The sequence below is a fragment of the Actinoplanes sp. NPDC021490 genome (assembly GCF_055562135.1).
Genome location: NZ_JBVHFW010000016.1, coordinates 197,262 through 215,480, shown reverse-complemented (window position 1 = coordinate 215,480; position 18,219 = coordinate 197,262). Strand labels below are relative to the sequence as shown.

Sequence of the window (18,219 nt, the reverse complement as noted above, 5' to 3'; positions counted from 1 at the left end):
TTCAACTCGTGTCCGTGGGTGAAGCAATCGAGACCGAGCCGCGCCGTCGCCGGCCGGGCCGCGTGATCCGGTTCGCGCTGACCATCGGCGGGGTCCTGCTGTTGTTGTTCGGCGTCCCCTGGTGGACCCTGGTCGGCTCGGGCAACGCCTGGCCCACCGGCGTGTTCGTCGCCGGCACGATCGTCTTCGCGGTCGCCGTGGCGGCGTTCCCGGCGCTGATGTTCCTGGGCCACGGCCGCCATCACCGCGACGGCGCTTCGATCGTGGCCGACACGACGCTCGGCGTGATCTGGGTCCTGTTCGTCTGGTCGATCATCGGTCAGCTCTTCACCGCCGTGCTCTGGGCCGCCGGTGTCGACGCCCCGGCCCGCTCCCGCATCGCCACCGCGGCGGTCTTGGTGATCTCGCTGGTCCTGCTCGTCTGGGGCTATGCGGAAGCCCGGCGCGTGCCGCGGGTCCGCCGGGTCGAGGTCGTGCTGCCCCGGCTGGGCGCGGGCCTCGACGGCTTGCGGCTGGTGCTGCTGACCGACACGCATTACGGCCCGATCGAGCGGTCCCGCTGGTCGCGCGGCGTCACCGAGGTGGTCAACACGCTCGACGCCGACGTGGTCGCCCACACCGGCGACATCGCCGACGGCGAGGTCGCCGAGCGCCGCAGCCAGGCCGCGCCGCTGGCCGACATCCGGGCGTCGATGGCCCGGGTCTACGTGACCGGCAACCACGAATACTTCAGCGGCGCCCAGCGCTGGGTCGAGCACATGGCCTCGCTCGGCTGGGAAGCCCTGCACAACCGCCACCTGGTGGTCACCCGCGACGGCGCCTCCCTGGTGATCGCCGGTGTCGACGACCGCACGGCCGCGGGCTCCGGCGTCCCCGGCCACCACGCCGACCACGAGGCCGCCCTGGCCGGCGCCGACCCGTCCCTGCCCGTCCTGCTCCTGGCCCACCAGCCGGCCCAGATCGCCGGGGCGGTCGCCCACCACGTCGACCTGCAGATCTCCGGTCACACCCACGGCGGCCAGATGTGGCCCTTCCACTATCTGGTCCGCCTCGACCAGCCGGTCCTGCAGGGCCTGTCCCGCCACTCGGACCGCACCCAGCTCTACACCAGCCGGGGCACCGGCTTCTGGGGCCCGCCGTTCCGAATCTTCGCCCCGAGCGAGATCACCCTGCTGACCCTGAAAGCCGCCTGAGACCCCGCGCCGCTCCCGGACAGCCGGGCAAACCTCGTCCGTACGGGGGCAGGAAGATCTTGCACAGCCGCCAATGGTGACAGGCGCCATGCCTGCCGGCGACGTAATTACGTTGAAGACCTCCTGCTCACGGATGAGGATGGTGGGACCGCCATCCCACCCAACCAGAGGAATGCATCCATGCGCCTGCTTCGCGATCTGTGGGCCACCTCGAGGAGCCGCGCGGCCCTCGCGGCGACCCTCATCCTGCTCGGGGCAGCGGGATCGGCGGGCGCGCTGGCACTGTCGGGCCAGGTTCTCGTCAACCGATCCATGCCGCTGTTCGGCATCCTCGCGGCCGCGCTCGTCGTGTCCGTGCTCAGCGACGTCTTCGTCGGGCTGGTCGCCGCGCGGCTGACCGCCGACTGGGCGGCCCGCATCCGCCGCGGCCTCAACCGGGTGGCCTTCGGTCAAGATCTGCCCACGCTCGAGAACACGCCGGTCGGTGAGCTGCTCGACCGCATCGACTCCGACGTCTACGAGGTCGGCTCGCAGCTGCGCGGCAGCGGCGTGCGGATCGCCCAGTCCATCGCCGTCGCGGCCTTCTCGATCGTGACGGCGTTCTTCGTCTGGTGGCCCGCCGGCATCGGCATGGTGCTCGTGTCGATCCTGCTCTACGTCACGATGAACAAGCCGATCCAGCGCATCTCGCCGCGCCGCATCGCCGAGGAAGAGGCCTGGTCCGACCTCGCCGCCGTGATGGAGGAATCCATCCACGGGCAGGACGACGTCCGCACCAGCCTGGCCGCGCCCTACGTGCGACGGCTCTATGCCGAGCGCGCGGCCGAGGTGCTGCGGCGCGGGCGGCTGGTCTGGCACTCGTCGGCGCGCATCACCCTGGGCGCCGGCACCATCACCCGTACGCTGATCGCGGTTCTGGTCGTCATCGGCGCCTGGGCCCTGATCGGCGGGCACATCGACGGCGCCCGCCTGACCGCGGTGTGGCTGCTCGCGCTCGGCTTCGGCGGCACCCTCGAGCACGTCACCCGCATGGTGCCCGAGCTGCAGAACGCCCTGGGCGCGTGGAGCCGTGTGCAGCTGCTGCAGGACGTGCCGCAGGAGCCGGCCGACGGGCAGCCGCCGGTCGACGGTGACCTGGTCGTCCGCGACCTGACCTTCCGGTACGGCGAGTCGGACAGCGGACGGCCGCCGGCGCTCAAGGACGTCAGCCTGACCTTCGAACGCGGACGCTCGTACGCGCTGATCGGCCGGACCGGATCGGGCAAGTCGACGCTGGCCAAGGTGCTGACCCGCGCGGTCGACGTGCCCCGCGGCACGGTGTTCCTGGGCGGGGTCGACCTCAACGACATGGCGGTCGAGGGCCTGCGCCGCTGGACGGCTATCGTCCCTCAGCGTACGGAGATCCTCTCCGGCACCCTGGCCGAGAACATCGCGCTGTTCGACCCCGCCCTGCTCCCCAAGGCACAGGGCGCGCTCGACGAGCTGGGCCTGAGCCCGTGGGCGGCCGGGCTGCCCGACGGCATCGACACCAAGCTCGGCGAGGGCGGCTACAAGCTGTCGGCCGGGCAGGAGCAGCTGGTCGCGTTCGCCCGCATCCTGGTCCGCGACCCCCACGTGGTGATCCTCGACGAGGCCACCGCGCGGATGGACCCGGTCACCGAGTCGTGGGTGCAGCGCGCCACCGACCGCCTGCTGGCCGGCCGCATCGGCGTGATCGTCGCGCACCGGCTGTCGTCCGTGCAGCGCTGCGACGAGGTGGTCGTGCTCTCCGACGGCGAGGTGCTCGAGTCGGGCCCGCTGCGCGAGTCGCGGCGCTTCGCCGAGCTGATGGCCAGCAGCTCCCTCTCGGTGCCGGCCACGACGTCGGGCGGCGGCGTGGCGCTGGTCGAGGAGGAACGCGACTGGGACAAGGCGGCCCAGGTCGAACTGGGAGCGGAGGCCCTGGCCAACAAGCTGCCGCCGGTCGACCCGCCGCCGCTGCCCGAGCAACCGCCCGCGCGCACGATGCGCGAGATCGTCCGCCTGGCCCTCAACGACAAGCGGTACGGCCTGGGCGCGGTCTCCCTGTTCATCGTGCTCGTGCTGCTCGGCCTGGACGGCGCGATCCTGCCGCTGCTCTGGGCCCACGTGGTCGACGGCCTGGGCAGCCCGCTCTATCCGGCCATCGGCATCGCGGCCGGCCTGCTGCTGGCCATCCCGACGCTCTACTACACGGGCGCCTGGTTCCCGGAGTGGTGGGTCCGGCAGATGCTGCGGATCAGCCTGCGTCTGGTGCACGGCCAGATCGGCCCGCGCCGGGTCAGCAAGCACACGCCGGCCGAGGTCGTGGCCCAGGGCGGGGACACCGAGCGGGTGGTCATGCTGGCCGACAACCTGATCGACAACGCCACCAGCCTGGTCATGATCGTCGCGATGACGCTCGCCTCCCAGTCGTTCGTGCCGGCGCTGTTCTTCATGGGCACGATGGTGGTGTCCGGCCTCGCGGCGACGCTCTTCGGTCCCCGCTTGGAAAAGGCCGCCCGCCGTACGGTGGCCGCCCGCGCGGCGTTCGCCACGGCGCTGGTGTCGTCGCTGTCGGCGGCCCGCACGGTGAAGCTGGCCGGCGCGACCGGGCCGGTGCTGGCCCACCTGGCCCGTCTCGACGGCGCCCGCAGCGAGCTGCAGCGCCACGAGATCGCCATCCAGGTGTGGGCGCGCTCGACGCCGTCGATCGCCAGTGGCCTGCTGCCGATCGCCGCCTGGGGCATGTACCTGTCGGGGTCGCTGTCGGCCGCCGCCACCCTCATCGCGGTGGCGACGCTGGGCGCCGCGCGCTGGTTTGCCTGGACCACGGCGTCGCTGGTCAGCCAGCTGCCGTCGGCCCGGGTCTGGACCCGCCGCACGGTGGCGATGACCGGGGTGTCGGATTACTCGTCCGACGTGGCCGGCGTCGACCTCTCGGCCGGCACGGCGCCCGCACCGCCGACCGCTCCCCGCAACCCGCTGCGCACGCTGGAGCTCCGCGGCTTCAGCGCGGTGCACGAGAACGGCACGGTCGGAGCGCAGGACGTCGACCTGACCGTCGAGCGGGGCCAGCTGGTGCTGGTGGTCGGGCCGGTCGGCGCGGGCAAGTCCTCGCTGCTGCGCGCGCTGGCCGGCATCGTGCATCACGCGGGCGAGCTGCGCTGGAACGGCCAACCGGTGGACGAGCCCGAGGTGTTCCTGCGGCCGAACCAGGTCGGATACGTGGCCCAGCTGCCGCGGGTGCTCTCCGGGACGGTGGCCGACAACATCCAGCTCGGGCACGAGGTGGACGCGGCCGACGCGGTCACGACGGCCCAGCTCGAACACGACCTGGCGGCGGCGGGCGGGGGCCTCCAGCTGCTGATCGGGCACAAGGGGACGCGGTTGTCGGGCGGTCAGTTGCAGCGTCTCGCCCTGGCGCGGGCGCTGGCTCCCCGGACGGAGTTGCTGATCGCCGACGACGTCTCCTCGGCGCTCGACGTGACGACCGAGCTGGAGCTGTGGCGGGCACTGCGCGCGCACGGCGTGACGGTGGTCGGGTCGACCTCGAAGCGGGCGGCGCTGAGCCAGGCCGATCGGGTGGTCGTGCTGATCGCCGGCAAGGTCGAGGACCAGGGCACGTGGCCGGAACTCGAAGACCGCTGGGGGCACCTGGCGGGCTGAGGATTACCGGGAAAGTCGCGCGGCTGGCGGGCCGCGCGACTTTGCTCCTGGTGCCCCGGTTGGCTAGCGCTGCCCGACCGGCGGGGTGCCGGGGCCTGGTTCGGCGTCGGGCGGGGTGCCGGGGCCTGGTTCGGCGTCGGGCGGTGTGCCGGGGCCTGGTTCGGCGTCGGGCGGAGTGCCGGGGCCTGACTCTGCGGCCGGCGATCCCGACGGCTGAGGCGTGCCGGCGGGTGCGCCCGGGTCCGAGTCTTGGGGCACGGTCGACGGGGCGGGCTGCGGGGGCACGGTCGACGGGGTGGGCTGCGGGGGCACGGCCGGCTCGCCCGGCTGCGGGGTGACCGGGGTCGGCGCGGTCGGCTGCGGGGACGTGGGGGTCGGCTGTGGGGGTGCTGGGGACAGCCCGGCCGGCTGCGGGGGCACGGTCGGCGGTGGGGGCGCTGCGGTCGGCCAGTAGGGAGCGGCCGTCGGCAACGAGGCTCCCCAAGGCGGCGGTCCGTACGGGTAGGGGCCCGCGGGCGGATAAGCCGGGCCGGGAGCGTAAGGGCCCGCGGCGGGGGCCGGGTAGTACGGGGCGGGCGTGGCGGCGTACGGGAAAACGAATGGTGGGGGAATCGGGCGGCGACGCATGGGCTCGCCGCGCCGGAAATAGCGGCCCGCCGGACCCGTCGCGAGCAGCACCACCACGGCGACGGCCAGCAGCAAGGCCAGCATCAAGCCCGTGGCCGTGATGATGTCGAAAGCCAGAGACCAGCCGCCGCTGTCGAGGTTGTAGACGCTGTCGGTGAAACCGTCACCGCTGAACGACGGGTCGTCCTCGTAGAAGGACGGGTCCTCGTAGGCGGACGGGTCGTCCTCGACCCCAAAAGGCATCGCGACCAGGGCGAACGCGAACAGGCCGAAGAGGCCCAGCAAGCACGACAGCAAGAGCAGCGCCGCCGGTGCGCCGAGGCCGACCCAGGTGAGAACGCGGCCGACGTTGGTGCCCCGGCGCACGAAGATCGAGGTGACGCCGAGCCAGACGGCCAGCACGAACAGCGGCACGGCCACGAACAGCAGCCCGGCGATGTTGTCCTCGCGCTCCCAGCTCACCGCCGTCGTGTCGGGCGACGTCGTGGTCCGGACCGCCTCGTTGATCAGCCCGTCGTAGTGGATCGCGTCGGCGATCGACACACCGACCACGAGCAGCAGGACCACGATCAGGGCCACCTGAAGCCAGTAGGCGACGGAGACCACCGTGGGCCGATCCGCGGCCGGCGGGGCGATGTCGGGTACGGGAGCCGAAGTCACGAGCGCACGCTACGGTTCCCGGACCGGGCCCGGCAGCCCCGGACGGCCACAATTGGATCAATCAGTTGATCTGAGATCGCATCTGCTGGACGGCGGCGGTGACGGTGCCGGCCGGGATGGCGAAGCCGACGCCGATGCTGCCCGTCGAGGACTCGCTCGCGGTGGCGATCGCCACGTTGATGCCGACCACGTGGCCGGACAGGTCGACCAGCGCGCCACCCGAGTTGCCCTGGTTGATGGCGGCGTCGGTCTGCAGCAGGCCGGTCAGTTGCTCGCTGCCGGAGCCGGTGGCCGACTCGGTGGCCGTGCTGATGCTGCGGTCGAGCGCCGAGACGATGCCCGACGTGACCGTGTTCTCGAGGCCCAGCGGCGCGCCGAAGGCCAGCACGGTGTCACCGACTGCGACGCTGTCATCGTTGCCGAACGTCACCGGCGTCAAACCCGACAGACCGTTTGCCCGTACGAGGGCCAGGTCGTGACCGGTGTCGGTGGCGACGACCCGGGCCGGCACAGTCTGGCCGGTCGACAGGCGCACGCTCACGGTTCCGTCGCTTTCGATGACGTGGTTGTTGGTCAGGATCAGCCCGTCCGAGCTGAGCACCACGCCGGAGCCGAGCGACGACGACTGGCCGCTGTCCACGAGAACGGTGACTACGCTCGGCTGCACCTGCTTGACGATGGCGGCCAGGTCGTCGCCCTCGGTGACGGTGGCGCCTCCGGTGGTCGAGCCTGCGGCGGTAGCGGTGGCGGCGGTCCCGTGGTCGATCAAGTAGCGCTCGGCGGCCACGCCACCGGCGGTGCCGCCCGCGGCGATCAACGCGAGCACGGCGGCCCCACCGGCCACTCGGCGCGGCCACCGGCGGTCGCCGGGTGACGACGGCGACGGCACGAACGGGGGGCCGGGCGGTGGCGGCGGGCTCACGAAGTCGTAGTACCCGTCGTCGGTGCGGCCGTCGCCGTGGGAGTGGTCGGGCCGGGTCATCAGGTCGGTCATGGCGACGCCTCGCTTCGTTGGCTGATGGGCCCAACAGTGACCCCGAACCTTGTCGGCAACCGGTGAGCCGTCTGTGGGTTGGCTGTACGCGGTCGCCGGGTCTTTTGGGGCTGCGCCGGCGGGTGGCCGGCTCACTCGTCCGGGTCGGGTCGCCACTCGTCGGTGGGCGTGCCGGGGTCGTCGTCCGGGCGGTCGCCCTACGGTCGTCCCGTGCGCATCTGTCCTGTTTTCTCCGCGTCCCGGACCGGCTTCGTACCGCTCGTATTCGCCGCTGCGGCTTTGGTCGGGGCGCTGAGCGGCTGCTCGGATCCGGCGCCTTCCACCCCGATGGCACCGGCGCCGTCGTCGCCGTCACTGCCGCCATCGCCGGGCACCGCCGTAGGCGAATCGCCGGATACCGCCGTACGCGAATCGCCGGATACCGCCGTACGGGAAGAGGAACCGCAAGCGAAGGCACCCACCCGGACCACTCAGGCACCGCCGCCGCCGGGCGACACGGCCGGGATCGACCGGTTTGTCATGCTCGTGCGAGAGCAGTTGCCGCAGGTCGCGATCGATCGGCGTGACGAGGAGGTCGCCATGCTCGGTGAGCAGACCTGCGCCGAACTGAACCGGGGGCACAAGGACGCGGCGGTCGTCGCGGACATGCGCGAGCAGGGGTTGACGACACCCGACGCGCGGAAACTGCTGGAGCTGGCGCGAAGCTCAGCCTGCCCGGGTCTTCGCGGCTCGGCTCTTCGCGGCCCGGCCTGACCTGGGGCTTAGCGCGGGGTCGGCCGAAAGTCGGACCGGGCACAGGGTTCCGAGACGCCGGTCCGATGTTATGCACAAGCTTCCGCCCGATGCTGGAGTCACCCCAATCGGCAGGAGGCACGAGATGTCCGCACGAGGAATGCTCTCAGTGGTCGGCACCGCCGTCGGCGGCGTGATCGGCTGGAACGCTCCCCCGCCGCCCGACCCCGACTGTGTGCGCGAGTTGCTCGCCGCCATCGGCATGATCCCGGGCGAGACCGACGAGGAACTGACCGCGACCGTACGCCTCTTCCAAGCTCGCCTCGGTCTCGTCGACGACGGTGTCGCGGGACCGCGCACGGTGCACTTCCTGTCCCGCTACGCCACGCAACAACGGCTGCGTCTGGCGGCGTAGCCTGTGCCGGATGACGTCCGGTGACCTCATCACCTTCTACGACGACGGAACCGGTGAGCGTTTCGGCCTCACCGCGGGCGAGCTCGGCAACTGGACGGCGGCGACGTCGGCACTGCTCACCGAGGGTTGCGGGCTCGGTCCGGGCACCACCGCGGCGGTGCTGTTGCCGCCGCACTGGCAGACCGCGGCCGTGCTGCTCGGCGCCTGGTCGGCCGGGATAGAGCTGTCGATCCGGGACTGGGCGACCGCCGGCCTCACCCCGGCGGGTGATTCGCTCGATGTCACGTTCGTCGAGCGCCGCCGAATCGGGCACTGGCTCGACGAGGTGCCCGCCGGCCGGCACCAGTTCGTGCTCGGCCTGGCCCCGCACGGCTCGGCGACCGGTGACGTGCCCGGGGGCTACCGGGACTACATCAGCTCGCTGCGCCCCTACCTGGGAGTGCACCCGCCGAGGCACGCGTTTCAGGAGCATCTGCCCGCGGTGGCCGACGGCACCACCTATCGGGAGTACGCGCAGGCCGCAGCCGAGATCGCCGCGCACCACGGCATCGGCCCGGGCGACCGGGTGCTGGTCGACACCGCCGCCCAGGAACAGCCCCTGATCTGGCTGCTCGGCCCCCTCTCGGCCGGCGCGTCGATCGTCCTGTGCGCCCACCTCGACCCGTCCCGCCTCGACGACCGCGTGGCCGCCGAACGCATCACCAAGATCCTGCGTTGATCCCGTCTCGCCGGCCCAGCCTGATCCGCTCTCGCCGGCCCAGCCTGATCCCCTTTCGCCGGCCCAGCCTGATCTCCCTTTCGTCAGCTCAGCCTGATCTCCTCGCGTCGGGTCAGTCGTCGAAGCTGACGGTCACCTTCTCCGACACCGGCGTCGACTGGCAGGTCAGCACGAACCCGGCGTCGAGTTCGGCGCGTTCGAGGGCGAAGTTGCGCCGCATGGTCACCTCGCCCTCGACCACCCGGGCCCGGCACGTGCCGCACACCCCGCCCTTGCAGGCGAACGGCAGGTCGGGCCGGGTGCGCTGGGCGACGTCGAGCACGGTCTCGCCGGTCGTGATCGTCACGGTCGTCGAGCGGCCGTCGAGCAGCACGGTCACCTCGCTGCCCTCCCGGTTTTCGAGCTCCTCCCGTACGGGCTCGGGTGGCGCCTCGTCCACCCAGAACAGCTCGCGGTGAATCCGTTCGGGCGCCACCCCGGCTTCGGTCAGCACCTCGGTCGCGTCGACGACCATCCCGTACGGGCCGCACAGCCACCAGTGATCGACGGCCGGCACGTCGAGCAGCACGGGCAGCAGCGCGCGCAGCTTGGGCCCGTCGAGCCGGCCGCTGAGCAGATCGACCTCGCGGGCCTCCCGGGACAGCAGGTGCACCAGCTCGACCCGGGACGGATGACGGTCCTTCAGGTCGGCCAGTTCCTCGGCGAACATCACGGTGTCGGCGCGGCGGTTGCCGTAAAGCACGGCGACCTGCGCACCGGGATTGCGCAGCAGTGAGGCCGCGATCGACAGCACGGGCGTGATCCCCGAACCGGCCGCGATCATCACGTGTCGCCCGCCGACTTCGAGGTCGGGCGTGAACGTGCCGGACGGCGGGGCCACCTCGACCGCGTCACCGACCCGCACGTCGTGCACGAGCCAGCCCGAGACGAGACCGCCCGGAACCTCGCGCACGCCGATCCGCGGGCGGGCACCGGCCGGGGCACAGATCGAATAGGACCGGCGCTCGTCCCGATCGTCGCCGGGCCGTCGCACGGTGAGCGACTGCCCCGGCCGGAACGCGTAGACGCCGGCCAGGTCGTCCGGCACCTCGAAGGTCACCGCGACAGCGTCGGCGCACAGCCGCTCGACGTCGGCGACCCGCAGCGCGTGGAAGTCCCGCACGTCAGATCTCCTTCACGTGCTCGAAGGGTTCCCGGCAGGCCGGGCATCGCCGCAGCTCACGGCAGGCGGTCGCGCCGAACGCGGCGAGCCGCTCGGTGTGCTCCTCCCCGCACCGGGGACAGGCCACCTGCTCGTCCCGCACACCGAGCAGAAGCGGCACCGGTCCACTCTTCCGCTGAGGTGCCGGGCCGGGCGGGGCAATGCCGGCCGCGGCCAGCTTGGCCTTGCCGTCCTCCGAGATCCAGTCGGTGCTCCAGGCCGGCGCGAGCGCCGTACGCACCTCGGCCTGCTCGTATCCCGCCGCATGCAGAGCCCGGAGCAGGTCGGCCCGGATCGCCCCCATGGCCGGGCAGCCCGAGTAGGTAGGGGTGATCGTCACTTCGACGCCCTCCGCGGTCTCTCGCACCTCCCGCAGAATCCCCAGATCCGCAAGCGTCAGGAACGGCAGCTCGGGATCGGTAACGGTCGCCGCCACCTCGGCCGCCGTGACCGCCTCGCGCGGCTGTGCCGCCTCGCGCCGCTGGACCTCCTCGCGCCGCTGGGCCGAGCCGCGCGGCTGAGTGGCCGCGTTCACCACACACCGCCGGGTGTCGCACGGGCGAGGCTTTGCAGCTCCCCGAGGATCTCCGCCAGCTCGGGCCCGTGAACGCCGTCGCGCCCCCGCTCCCCCACACCGCCGCCCGCTTCTCCGTCGGCGGGGACGCGAAGCGTCGCCGCGCGCAGGACCTCGGCGAACACGGCGTCGCACTCCGCCCGCAGTGATGCCGGGTCGACCGCGACCCCGGCGGACGCCAGACGCAGCTCGACCTCGTGCGGCTCGAACAGCTCCCCCGCCAGCGGCCACACTTCGTCGACCGCGGCCTGCATGCGCTGGTGCGACAGATCGGTGCCGTCGCCGAGCCGTACAGCCCAGCCGGCCGCGTAGTCGCGATGGTAGGCGACCTCCTTGACGCCCTTGGCCCCGATCGCCGCCAGCACCGGGTCACGGCTTGCGGCCAGCCGGTCGAGCATGGCCAGACGCCACGTCGCGAACACCAGCAAACGGGCGATCAGGTGCGCGAAGTCGGCGTCGGTGCGCTCGGCGAGGCGTACGTTGCGGAACTCCGCCGGGTCGCGGAGGTAGGCCAGATCGTCCTCGTCGCGGCGGCCGTTCCCGGCTTCGCCGCCCTCGGCGTGGCCCGCACGGGTCAGGAGCAGCCGGGCCTGACCGAGCAGGTCGAGGCCGATGTTGGCCAGCGCCATCTCGTCCTCGAGCTCGGGCGCGCGGGTCACCCACTGCTGGAGCCGGTGCGACATGATCAGCGCGTCGTCGCCGATCATCAGGCAGTAGGCGGCCAGGTCGGCCGGGTCCACGCCGTCGGGCAGGTCGGCCGGCACCCCGGCGAGCGGGTCGGCGAACCCTGTCCCGTACGCCCAGCGCGCGTCGTCGTCGTGGTCGGTGAGGGCCTGGTAGGCATCGTCGAAGGACATGGCGGCCTCAGATGTGCGGGACCGAGTCGGGAATGGCGTAATACGTGGGGTGGCGGTAGACCTTGTCGCCGCTGGGCGCGAAGAACGCGTCCTTCTCGTCGGGACCGGACGCCACCACGTCGTCGGAGCGCACCACCCAGATGCTCACGCCCTCGTTGCGACGCGTGTAGAGATCGCGCGCGTGATGCAGGGCCATCTCGTGGTCGGCGGCCCGCAGCGAGCCGACGTGCACGTGGTTGAGGCCGCGCTTGGACCGCACGAACACCTCGAACAGCGGCCACTCGTGCCGGATCTCGCCGCTCATGCCCGCACCTCCCGCTTCTTCGCCGCGTGGGCCGCGGCCGCCTCGCGCACCCAGGCGCCGTCCTCGTCGGCGCGGCGCCGGTGCGCGATCCGCTCCGCGTTCATCGGTCCCTGGCCCGAGATCACCCGCTTGAGTTCAGACCAGTCGATCTCGCCGAAGTCGTGGTGCTCGCGTTCGGCATTCCAGCGCAGGTCGGGGTCGGGCAGCGTGACGCCGAGCGCCTCGGCCTGCGGCACGCTCATGTCGACGAACCGCTGCCGCAACTCGTCGTTGGTGTGCCGCTTGATCTTCCAGGCCATGGACTGGGCCGTGTTCGGCGATTCGCCGTCGGGCGGCCCGAACATCATCAGCGACGGCCACCACCAGCGGTTCACCGCGTCCTGCACCATCTCGCGCTGCGCGTCGGTGCCGCGCATCATCGTCATCAGCAGCTCGTAACCCTGCCGCTGATGGAACGACTCCTCCTTGCAGATCCGGATCATCGCCCGCGCGTACGGCCCGTACGAGCTGCGGCAGAGCGGCACCTGGTTGCAGATGGCGGCCCCGTCGACGAGCCACCCGATCACTCCGACGTCGGCGAACGTGAGCGTCGGATAGTTGAAGATCGACGAGTACTTCTGCCGGCCCTCGATGAGCCGCCGGGTCAGGTCGCCCCGGTCGGCGCCCAGCGTCTCGGCCGCGGAGTACAGGTAAAGGCCGTGCCCGGCCTCGTCCTGGACCTTGGCCAGCAGGATCGCCTTGCGCCGCAGCGACGGGGCCCGGGTGATCCAGGCTCCTTCCGGCTGCATGCCGATGATCTCGGAGTGCGCGTGCTGCGCGATCTGCCGGATCATCGTCTTGCGGTACCCGTCCGGCATCCAGTCCCGGGGCTCGACCCGCTGGTCCTTCTCGATCGTCTCGGCAAAAACCTGCTCGCTCATGACGCCTCCCAGCTGAAGAAGCCCTGCCCGGCCTTACGACCCAGTTCGCCGCGGGCCACCTTGTCGCGCAGCAGTGCCGGCGGGGCGAAGCGCTCCCCCAGCTCGCGGTGCAAGTGTTCGGCGATGGCCAGCCGCACGTCGAGACCGACGAGGTCGGTCGAGCGCAGCGGGCCCATCGGATGGCGGTAGCCCAGCTCCATGGCCCGGTCGATCGAGGCGGCGTCGGCCACGCCCTCCTCGAGCATGCGGATGGCCTCGAGCCCGAGCAGGACCCCGAGCCGGCTGGTCGCGAAGCCGGGTGAATCCCGGACCACCACCTCGCTCTTGCCCAGACCGGCCACCCAGGAGCGGGCCGCGTCACGGGTGGAATCCGTGGTCAGCGAACTGGTGACGATCTCGACGAGCTTGCTGGCCGGCACCGGGTTGAAGAAGTGCAGTCCCAGGAACCGCTCGGGCCGCCTCAGCCCGTCGGCCAGCCCCGTGATGGACAGCGAACTGGTGTTGCTGGCCAGCACCGCTTGGTCGCCAACCACTCGCTCGGCCGCCGCCAGAACGCGAATCTTGAGCGCCGCGTCCTCGGGGACGGCCTCGACGACGAGTTCGGTGTCGCCGTCCAGCCCGTTCACGTCATCGACGAGCCGCAGCCGCTCGAGCACGACGTCGGAAGGCTCCTCGAGCACGCCCTTTTCCGCCGCCCGCAGCAGCCCCATGGCCACCCTGTCCCGGGCCGCCTCGGCCGCAGCCGGATCACGTTCGACCAGGCTGACCATCGACCCGGCGACGGCGAAGACCTGGGCTATGCCGGCTCCCATCCGGCCGCCGCCGATGACCGCCACCCGCTTGGGCACCACGGGCCCGGGCGCGTTCACGGCCGTCCACCGTTCTCAGCGCACGCCGCGCGAGCCGGCTGCTCGGGCACCGCGCCGGACCGGGGGCACGCCGCGCGAGTCGGCTGCTCGGGCACCGCGCCGGACCAGGTGCACGCCGCCGGTCGCCGCCCGGTCATGAGCGGCCTCCGGCCAGGAAGGCGTCCATGCGCACGCGCTTGTCCTCCGACTCGAAAAGGATCGCCTGGGCCAGGTCGTCGGTGAGCGGATGACCGCCGCCGTCGGCGACCAGCTTCGTCAGGCGCAGCGCGAGCGTGCCCGAGCGGGACATGCGGTCGAGCAGCGCGTGGGCCCGCTTGAGCAGCTCGCCCGCCGGTACGACCTCGGCGACCAGCCCGAACCGGAGCGCGTCGTCGGCGTCGAGCCGGCGGCCCGCGAGCAGCACCTGCTTGGCGACCGAGGCGCCGACCAGCTCGCGCAGCCGCCAGCACGCGCCGGCCGCGGCGAGGATGCCCAGCCCCGGTTCCGGGTTGCCGAACACGGCGGCGGGCGAGGCCAGGCGCACGTCGCACGCGTACGCCAGCTCGGCGCCGCCGCCCAGCGCATAGCCGTCCACGGCGGCCACGGTCGGCAGCGGCAGCTTGGCGAGGCGATCGAACAGCCCGCGGTTGATGCCCTGCAACGCCTGGTCGCGACCGCGTTCGCGGAGCTCGCCGATGTCGGCCCCGGCGGCGAACGTGCCCCCGTCGCCGGTGATCAGCAGCAACCGCGGACTCTGTTCGAGGGCCGCGCACACGTCGTGCAGCTCGCCGATCATGGCCGCGTTGATGGCGTTGCGGGCCTCGGGCCGGCGCAACGTCACCACCACGCGGTCGTCGAGCTCCTCGACGGCGAGGGTCGTCACGGCCGTTCCAGCAGCATCGCGACGCCCTGACCGACGCCGACGCAGAGGGTGGCGAGGCCGCGGCGGGCGTTTTCGCGCTCCATGCGGCCGAGCAGGGTCACCGTGAGGCGGGCGCCCGAGCAACCCAGCGGGTGGCCCAGCGCGATCGCGCCACCGTCGGCGTTCACCCGGTCCTCGTCCAGCTTGAGCCGCCGGATCACCGCGAGCGACTGCACCGCGAACGCCTCGTTGAGCTCCACCGCGTCGAGGTCGCCGGCTCCCCAGCCGGCCCGGGCCAGCGCCTTTTCCGTGGCCGGAACCGGGCCGAGACCCATGAACTGCGGGGCGACGCCGGCGCTGGCGGCGGTGACGATGCGGGCGCGCGGGGTCAGGCCGTACCGCTCGACCGCTTCTCCGCTCGCCACGACCAGCGCCGCGGCGCCGTCGCTGAGCGGCGACGACGAGGCCGCCGTGACGACGCCGCCGTCCCGGAAGACGGGTCGCAGCTTGGCGAGCTTTTCCAGCGTGGAGCCGCGTCGCGGGATCTCGTCGGTCGTCACGTCGCCGACCGCGACGATCTCGCCGTCGAACCGGCCCGCGTCGATCGCGGCGATCGCCCGTTCGTGGCTGCGCAGCGAGAAGGCGTCGCTGTCGGCACGGCTGATGCCGTCGAGCGTGGCGACCTCTTCGGCCGTCTCACCCATGCTGAGCGTGACGCGGCGGGCCCCGGGGAAGGTGCCGGCCTGGTCGTGGTCGTGCTCGATGAACGCCATGTTGGTGAAGCGCCAGCCCAGCGAGGTGTCGAAGACCTTGCCGGGGCGCGCCCACGGGGTGCCGGGCTTCTCCATCACCCACGGCGCGCGGGTCATCGACTCGGCGCCGCCGGCCACGATCAGGTCGGCCTCGCCCGCGCGGATCTGGTTGGCCGCCGACACGATCGCGGTCAGGCCGCTGGCGCACAGCCGGTTGACCGTGTAACCCGGCACGGTGTCGGGCAGCCCGGCCAGCAGCGCCGCCATGCGGGCCACGTTGCGGTTGTCCTCCCCGGCCTGGTTGGCCGCGCCGAGCACCACCTCGTCGATCTCGTCGGCGGGCACGCCCGCACGAGCCACCGCGTCGCGGACAACCAGCCCGGCGAGGTCGTCGGGGCGGAAGCCGGCGAGCGCTCCGCCGTACTTGCCCTGGGGGGTGCGGACGCCGCCGACGAGGTAGGCCTCGGCCATGGTGAATCCTCCGGTGCTCAGATGTGGTGACGGGACTGGAGGGTGAAGAACCGGCCGGTGACGAAATGGTCGTCGCTCAGCGAGGCCGTGGCGGCCGGGTTGGCGCCGGTGCCGTGCAGGTCGCTGAACGCGGCGGTCTGGTTCACGAACACCCCACCCGTGAGATTTTCGGCGAGGTGCACCCCGGCGTCGAGCGCCGCCTCCCGCGCAGCGGAAAGGACCTCGGGATTGCTGGAGTGGACCAGCGCGGTGAGCGCCCCGTGCGCCCGCACCGTCTCGACCAGGATGCGCAGGCTGTGCTCGGTCGACTCGGTGGTGATCACGAAGGACACCGGGCCGAACCATTCCCGCGTGTACGCCTTCTCGTCGGAGGCGTCGAGGCGGACGACCACGGGCGTCCGGATGGTGGCCCCGGGGTTCTGCTCGTCGGCGACCTCGGCCGAGGGATGGATGACGCCGCTCGCGCCGCCGGCCTCGGTGAGCCGGGCCAGCACGCCGTCGTTGACGATCGCGCCGAGCGTGCCGGCCGCGCGCGCCGGGTCGCCCAGCAGCTTGTCGAGCGCGCCGGCCAGGTCGGCGCCGAACTCCTCGACGCTGCGGTGCCCGGCGTCGGTCTCGATGCCGGATGCCGGGACCAGGATGTTTTGCGGGGTCGTGCACATCTGGCCGCTGTAGAGCGAGAGCGAGAAGGACAGGTTGCGCAGCAGGCCCTTGTAGTTGTCGGTGGAGTCGACGACGACCGTGTTGAGCCCGGCCTTTTCGGTGTAGACCACGGCCTGGCGGGCGTTGGCCTCGAGCCAGTTGCCGAACTCGCTCGAGCCGGTGAAGTCGACGATGCCGACGTCGGGGTGGGTGGCCAGCGTGGCCGCGATGCCCTCGCCGGGCTCCTCGGCCGCCAGGATGACCAGGTCGGGGCTCTGACCGGCCTCGGCGAGCACCTCGCGGCAGATCTGCACGGTGATGGCCAGCGGGAGCACGGCGCCCGGATGCGGCTTGACGATCACCGGGTTGCCGGTGACCAGGCTGGCGAACAGGCCGGGATAGCTGTTCCAGGTGGGGAAGGTGTTGCAGCCGATCACGACCGAGACGCCCCGGCCGACGACCGTGCTGGTCTTGGCCAGGCGCAGCGGGTCGCCACCGCGCTGTGGCTTGCTCCACTCGGACCGGGCCGGGATGCGGGTGGTCGCGGCCAGCGCGTAGGCCACCGCCTCGAGCGCGCGATCCTGAGCGTGCGGGCCGCCGGCCTGGAACGCCATGACGAAGGCCTGGCCGGTGGTGTGCTGCACGGCGTGGGCCAGCTCGAAGCTGCGCGCGTTGATCCTCTTGATGATCTCGGCGGCGACCCCGGCGCGGCCCTGTGGCCCGGCGCCACGCCAGGCCGGGGTGGCGGCGCGGGCCGCGGCGATGAGGGCCAGCGGGTCGGCCTTGGGATAGCTGATGCCCAGCTCGAGACCCCACGGCGAACGCTCGGTGGAGACGCTGCCCGCGGCGCCGGGGACCTCGATCGGAAACGGCCGGCCGAGCAGGGCCCGGAAGGCGCGCTCCCCGTCGGGGGCGGCGGCCTCGCCGTAGACCGACTTGCTCGGCGACTCGGGGAAGGCCGACCAGTAGTCACGGACGGTGGTCGCCCGGACGGCCTGGTCGAGCAGCTCGGCGTGCTTCTCGTAGAACTCGGCGGGGGTGGTCATCCTGCGCTCCCTTGCGCTCGCGTGCCTAATTATCTACCGTCCGTTCGGTAGGTAATCAACCCCCGGGAGCGACAATGGCATCAACTCCTGCGCCCCGTCGCCGCGGACGCCCGGGGCACGACCTGGATGCCGTGCTGGCCGCCGCGGTGCGGCTGTTCAACGAGCGCGGTTACGACTTCACGAGCATGTACGACATCGCCGTGGCGCTAGGCATCACCAAGTCGAGCGTCTATCACCACATCAGCGGCAAGGAGCAACTGCTTCAGATGGCGATGGACCGGGCGCTCGACGGCCTGTTCGAGGCGGCCGACGAGGTCCGCGCGCTCGACGTCTCCGCCCTGGAACGGCTCGAGCAGCTGATCCGGCGCAGCGTGCTGGTGCTGTCCGAACGCTTCGAATACGTGACCGTCCTGCTGCGCGTGCGCGGCAACACCGAGGTCGAGCAGCACGCCCTGGCCCGGCGGCGCGAGTTCGACGGCCTGGTCACCGAGCTGGTCAAGCAGGCCCAGGCCGAGGGGGGCGTACGGCCGGATCTGGACCCTCGGACCGCGGCGCGCCTGCTCCTCGGCATGGTCAACTCGCTCACCGAGTGGTATCGCCCCCGTCCCGGTGGCGCCGAGTCGATCGCCGATGCCGTGACCACGCTGGCCTTCGACGGCCTGCGCGCCTGATCCACACACGATCTCCCCGACTCGTCCACGATCGGCTCACGTCCGGTTGCGCCGGCGCGCCGATTG

The 18,219-nt window shown here is 72.2% G+C and carries 17 protein-coding genes; 6 read left to right on the top strand and 11 right to left on the bottom strand.

Features of this window, described 5'->3' with window-relative positions:
• Window positions 1-8: 8 nt before the first annotated feature.
• Entirely contained in the window at window positions 9-1,193 is a 1,185-nt protein-coding gene (locus ACZ3I4_RS34770) for a metallophosphoesterase (RefSeq protein ID WP_465386324.1), read from the top strand.
• A 180-nt stretch (window positions 1,194-1,373) separates the two neighbouring features.
• Window positions 1,374-4,859, top strand: coding sequence for an ATP-binding cassette domain-containing protein (locus tag ACZ3I4_RS34765; RefSeq protein WP_465386323.1), 3,486 nt, complete (start codon window positions 1,374-1,376; stop codon window positions 4,857-4,859).
• A gap of 63 nt (window positions 4,860-4,922) precedes the next feature.
• Here ACZ3I4_RS34765 and ACZ3I4_RS34760 read toward each other — a convergent pair whose 3' ends face one another.
• Entirely contained in the window at window positions 4,923-6,146 is a 1,224-nt protein-coding gene (locus tag ACZ3I4_RS34760; RefSeq protein ID WP_465386322.1) for a hypothetical protein, read from the bottom strand.
• Between the two features lie 61 nt (window positions 6,147-6,207).
• Entirely contained in the window at window positions 6,208-7,140 is a 933-nt protein-coding gene (locus ACZ3I4_RS34755) for a S1C family serine protease (RefSeq protein WP_465386321.1), read from the bottom strand.
• A gap of 327 nt (window positions 7,141-7,467) precedes the next feature.
• On the opposite strand from ACZ3I4_RS34755, the gene ACZ3I4_RS34750 reads away from it, so the two are divergent.
• The 3 genes from ACZ3I4_RS34750 to ACZ3I4_RS34740 all read left to right on the top strand — a co-directional run bounded on the left by ACZ3I4_RS34750 (window position 7,468) and on the right by ACZ3I4_RS34740 (window position 9,005).
• Window positions 7,468-7,893, top strand: coding sequence for a DUF732 domain-containing protein (locus ACZ3I4_RS34750; RefSeq protein WP_465386320.1), 426 nt, complete (start codon window positions 7,468-7,470; stop codon window positions 7,891-7,893).
• 124 nt (window positions 7,894-8,017) lie between these two features.
• Window positions 8,018-8,287 carry a peptidoglycan-binding protein gene (locus ACZ3I4_RS34745; protein ID WP_465386319.1) on the top strand — a complete coding sequence of 90 codons (270 nt, stop codon included), beginning with the start codon at window positions 8,018-8,020 and terminating at the stop codon, window positions 8,285-8,287.
• A 10-nt stretch (window positions 8,288-8,297) separates the two neighbouring features.
• Window positions 8,298-9,005, top strand: coding sequence for a TIGR03089 family protein (locus tag ACZ3I4_RS34740; protein ID WP_465386318.1), 708 nt, complete (start codon window positions 8,298-8,300; stop codon window positions 9,003-9,005).
• A gap of 112 nt (window positions 9,006-9,117) precedes the next feature.
• Here ACZ3I4_RS34740 and paaE read toward each other — a convergent pair whose 3' ends face one another.
• The 9 genes from paaE to paaN all read right to left on the bottom strand — a co-directional run bounded on the left by paaE (window position 9,118) and on the right by paaN (window position 17,482).
• Window positions 9,118-10,167 carry a 1,2-phenylacetyl-CoA epoxidase subunit PaaE gene (gene paaE / locus ACZ3I4_RS34735; protein ID WP_465386317.1) on the bottom strand — a complete coding sequence of 350 codons (1,050 nt, stop codon included), beginning with the start codon at window positions 10,165-10,167 and terminating at the stop codon, window positions 9,118-9,120.
• A gap of 1 nt (window position 10,168) precedes the next feature.
• On the bottom strand, window positions 10,169-10,642 hold the full coding sequence (paaD, locus tag ACZ3I4_RS34730) for a 1,2-phenylacetyl-CoA epoxidase subunit PaaD (protein WP_465386372.1): 474 nt from the start codon (window positions 10,640-10,642) through the stop codon (window positions 10,169-10,171).
• Between the two features lie 95 nt (window positions 10,643-10,737).
• The gene (gene paaC / locus ACZ3I4_RS34725) at window positions 10,738-11,637 is read right to left on the bottom strand and encodes a 1,2-phenylacetyl-CoA epoxidase subunit PaaC (RefSeq protein ID WP_465386316.1); all 900 of its coding nucleotides are present in this window, start codon (window positions 11,635-11,637) and stop codon (window positions 10,738-10,740) included.
• Between the two features lie 7 nt (window positions 11,638-11,644).
• Window positions 11,645-11,941 (bottom strand): 1,2-phenylacetyl-CoA epoxidase subunit PaaB, encoded by a 297-nt coding sequence (gene paaB / locus ACZ3I4_RS34720; RefSeq protein WP_465386315.1) that lies wholly within the window; start codon window positions 11,939-11,941, stop codon window positions 11,645-11,647.
• Window positions 11,938-12,861 (bottom strand): 1,2-phenylacetyl-CoA epoxidase subunit PaaA, encoded by a 924-nt coding sequence (gene paaA, locus ACZ3I4_RS34715; RefSeq protein ID WP_465386314.1) that lies wholly within the window; start codon window positions 12,859-12,861, stop codon window positions 11,938-11,940. Before paaA ends, paaB begins: the two co-directional genes overlap by 4 nt.
• Complete coding sequence (locus tag ACZ3I4_RS34710; protein WP_465386371.1) at window positions 12,858-13,709, bottom strand: 3-hydroxyacyl-CoA dehydrogenase family protein; 852 nt, start codon at window positions 13,707-13,709, stop codon at window positions 12,858-12,860. The genes paaA and ACZ3I4_RS34710 overlap by 4 nt, the downstream gene beginning before the upstream one ends.
• A 154-nt stretch (window positions 13,710-13,863) precedes the next feature.
• Entirely contained in the window at window positions 13,864-14,592 is a 729-nt protein-coding gene (locus ACZ3I4_RS34705; protein WP_465386313.1) for an enoyl-CoA hydratase/isomerase family protein, read from the bottom strand.
• Entirely contained in the window at window positions 14,589-15,794 is a 1,206-nt protein-coding gene (locus tag ACZ3I4_RS34700; protein WP_465386312.1) for a thiolase family protein, read from the bottom strand. Before ACZ3I4_RS34700 ends, ACZ3I4_RS34705 begins: the two co-directional genes overlap by 4 nt.
• Before the next feature lie 17 nt (window positions 15,795-15,811).
• Window positions 15,812-17,482, bottom strand: a complete 1,671-nt coding sequence (gene paaN, locus ACZ3I4_RS34695) for a phenylacetic acid degradation protein PaaN (protein WP_465386311.1) — start codon at window positions 17,480-17,482, stop codon at window positions 15,812-15,814.
• A 74-nt stretch (window positions 17,483-17,556) separates the two neighbouring features.
• Here paaN and ACZ3I4_RS34690 point away from each other — a divergent pair, with 74 nt between their 5' ends.
• The gene (locus ACZ3I4_RS34690) at window positions 17,557-18,153 is read left to right on the top strand and encodes a TetR/AcrR family transcriptional regulator (RefSeq protein ID WP_465386310.1); all 597 of its coding nucleotides are present in this window, start codon (window positions 17,557-17,559) and stop codon (window positions 18,151-18,153) included.
• The last annotated feature ends 66 nt before the right edge of the window (window positions 18,154-18,219 follow it).

What these genes read in the sequence shown, in the direction of transcription:
- ACZ3I4_RS34765 (WP_465386323.1), top strand. Translation starts at nt 1,374, where the DNA reads ATGCGCCTGCTTCGCGATCTGTGGGCCACCTCGAGGAGCCGCGCGGCC.
- ACZ3I4_RS34755 (WP_465386321.1), bottom strand. Translation starts at nt 7,140, where the DNA reads ATGACCGACCTGATGACCCGGCCCGACCACTCCCACGGCGACGGCCGC.
- ACZ3I4_RS34750 (WP_465386320.1), top strand. Translation starts at nt 7,468, where the DNA reads ATGGCACCGGCGCCGTCGTCGCCGTCACTGCCGCCATCGCCGGGCACC.
- ACZ3I4_RS34745 (WP_465386319.1), top strand. Translation starts at nt 8,018, where the DNA reads ATGTCCGCACGAGGAATGCTCTCAGTGGTCGGCACCGCCGTCGGCGGC.
- ACZ3I4_RS34740 (WP_465386318.1), top strand. Translation starts at nt 8,298, where the DNA reads ATGACGTCCGGTGACCTCATCACCTTCTACGACGACGGAACCGGTGAG.
- paaC (WP_465386316.1), bottom strand. Translation starts at nt 11,637, where the DNA reads ATGTCCTTCGACGATGCCTACCAGGCCCTCACCGACCACGACGACGAC.
- paaB (WP_465386315.1), bottom strand. Translation starts at nt 11,941, where the DNA reads ATGAGCGGCGAGATCCGGCACGAGTGGCCGCTGTTCGAGGTGTTCGTG.
- paaA (WP_465386314.1), bottom strand. Translation starts at nt 12,861, where the DNA reads ATGAGCGAGCAGGTTTTTGCCGAGACGATCGAGAAGGACCAGCGGGTC.
- ACZ3I4_RS34700 (WP_465386312.1), bottom strand. Translation starts at nt 15,794, where the DNA reads ATGGCCGAGGCCTACCTCGTCGGCGGCGTCCGCACCCCCCAGGGCAAG.
- paaN (WP_465386311.1), bottom strand. Translation starts at nt 17,482, where the DNA reads ATGACCACCCCCGCCGAGTTCTACGAGAAGCACGCCGAGCTGCTCGAC.
- ACZ3I4_RS34690 (WP_465386310.1), top strand. Translation starts at nt 17,557, where the DNA reads ATGGCATCAACTCCTGCGCCCCGTCGCCGCGGACGCCCGGGGCACGAC.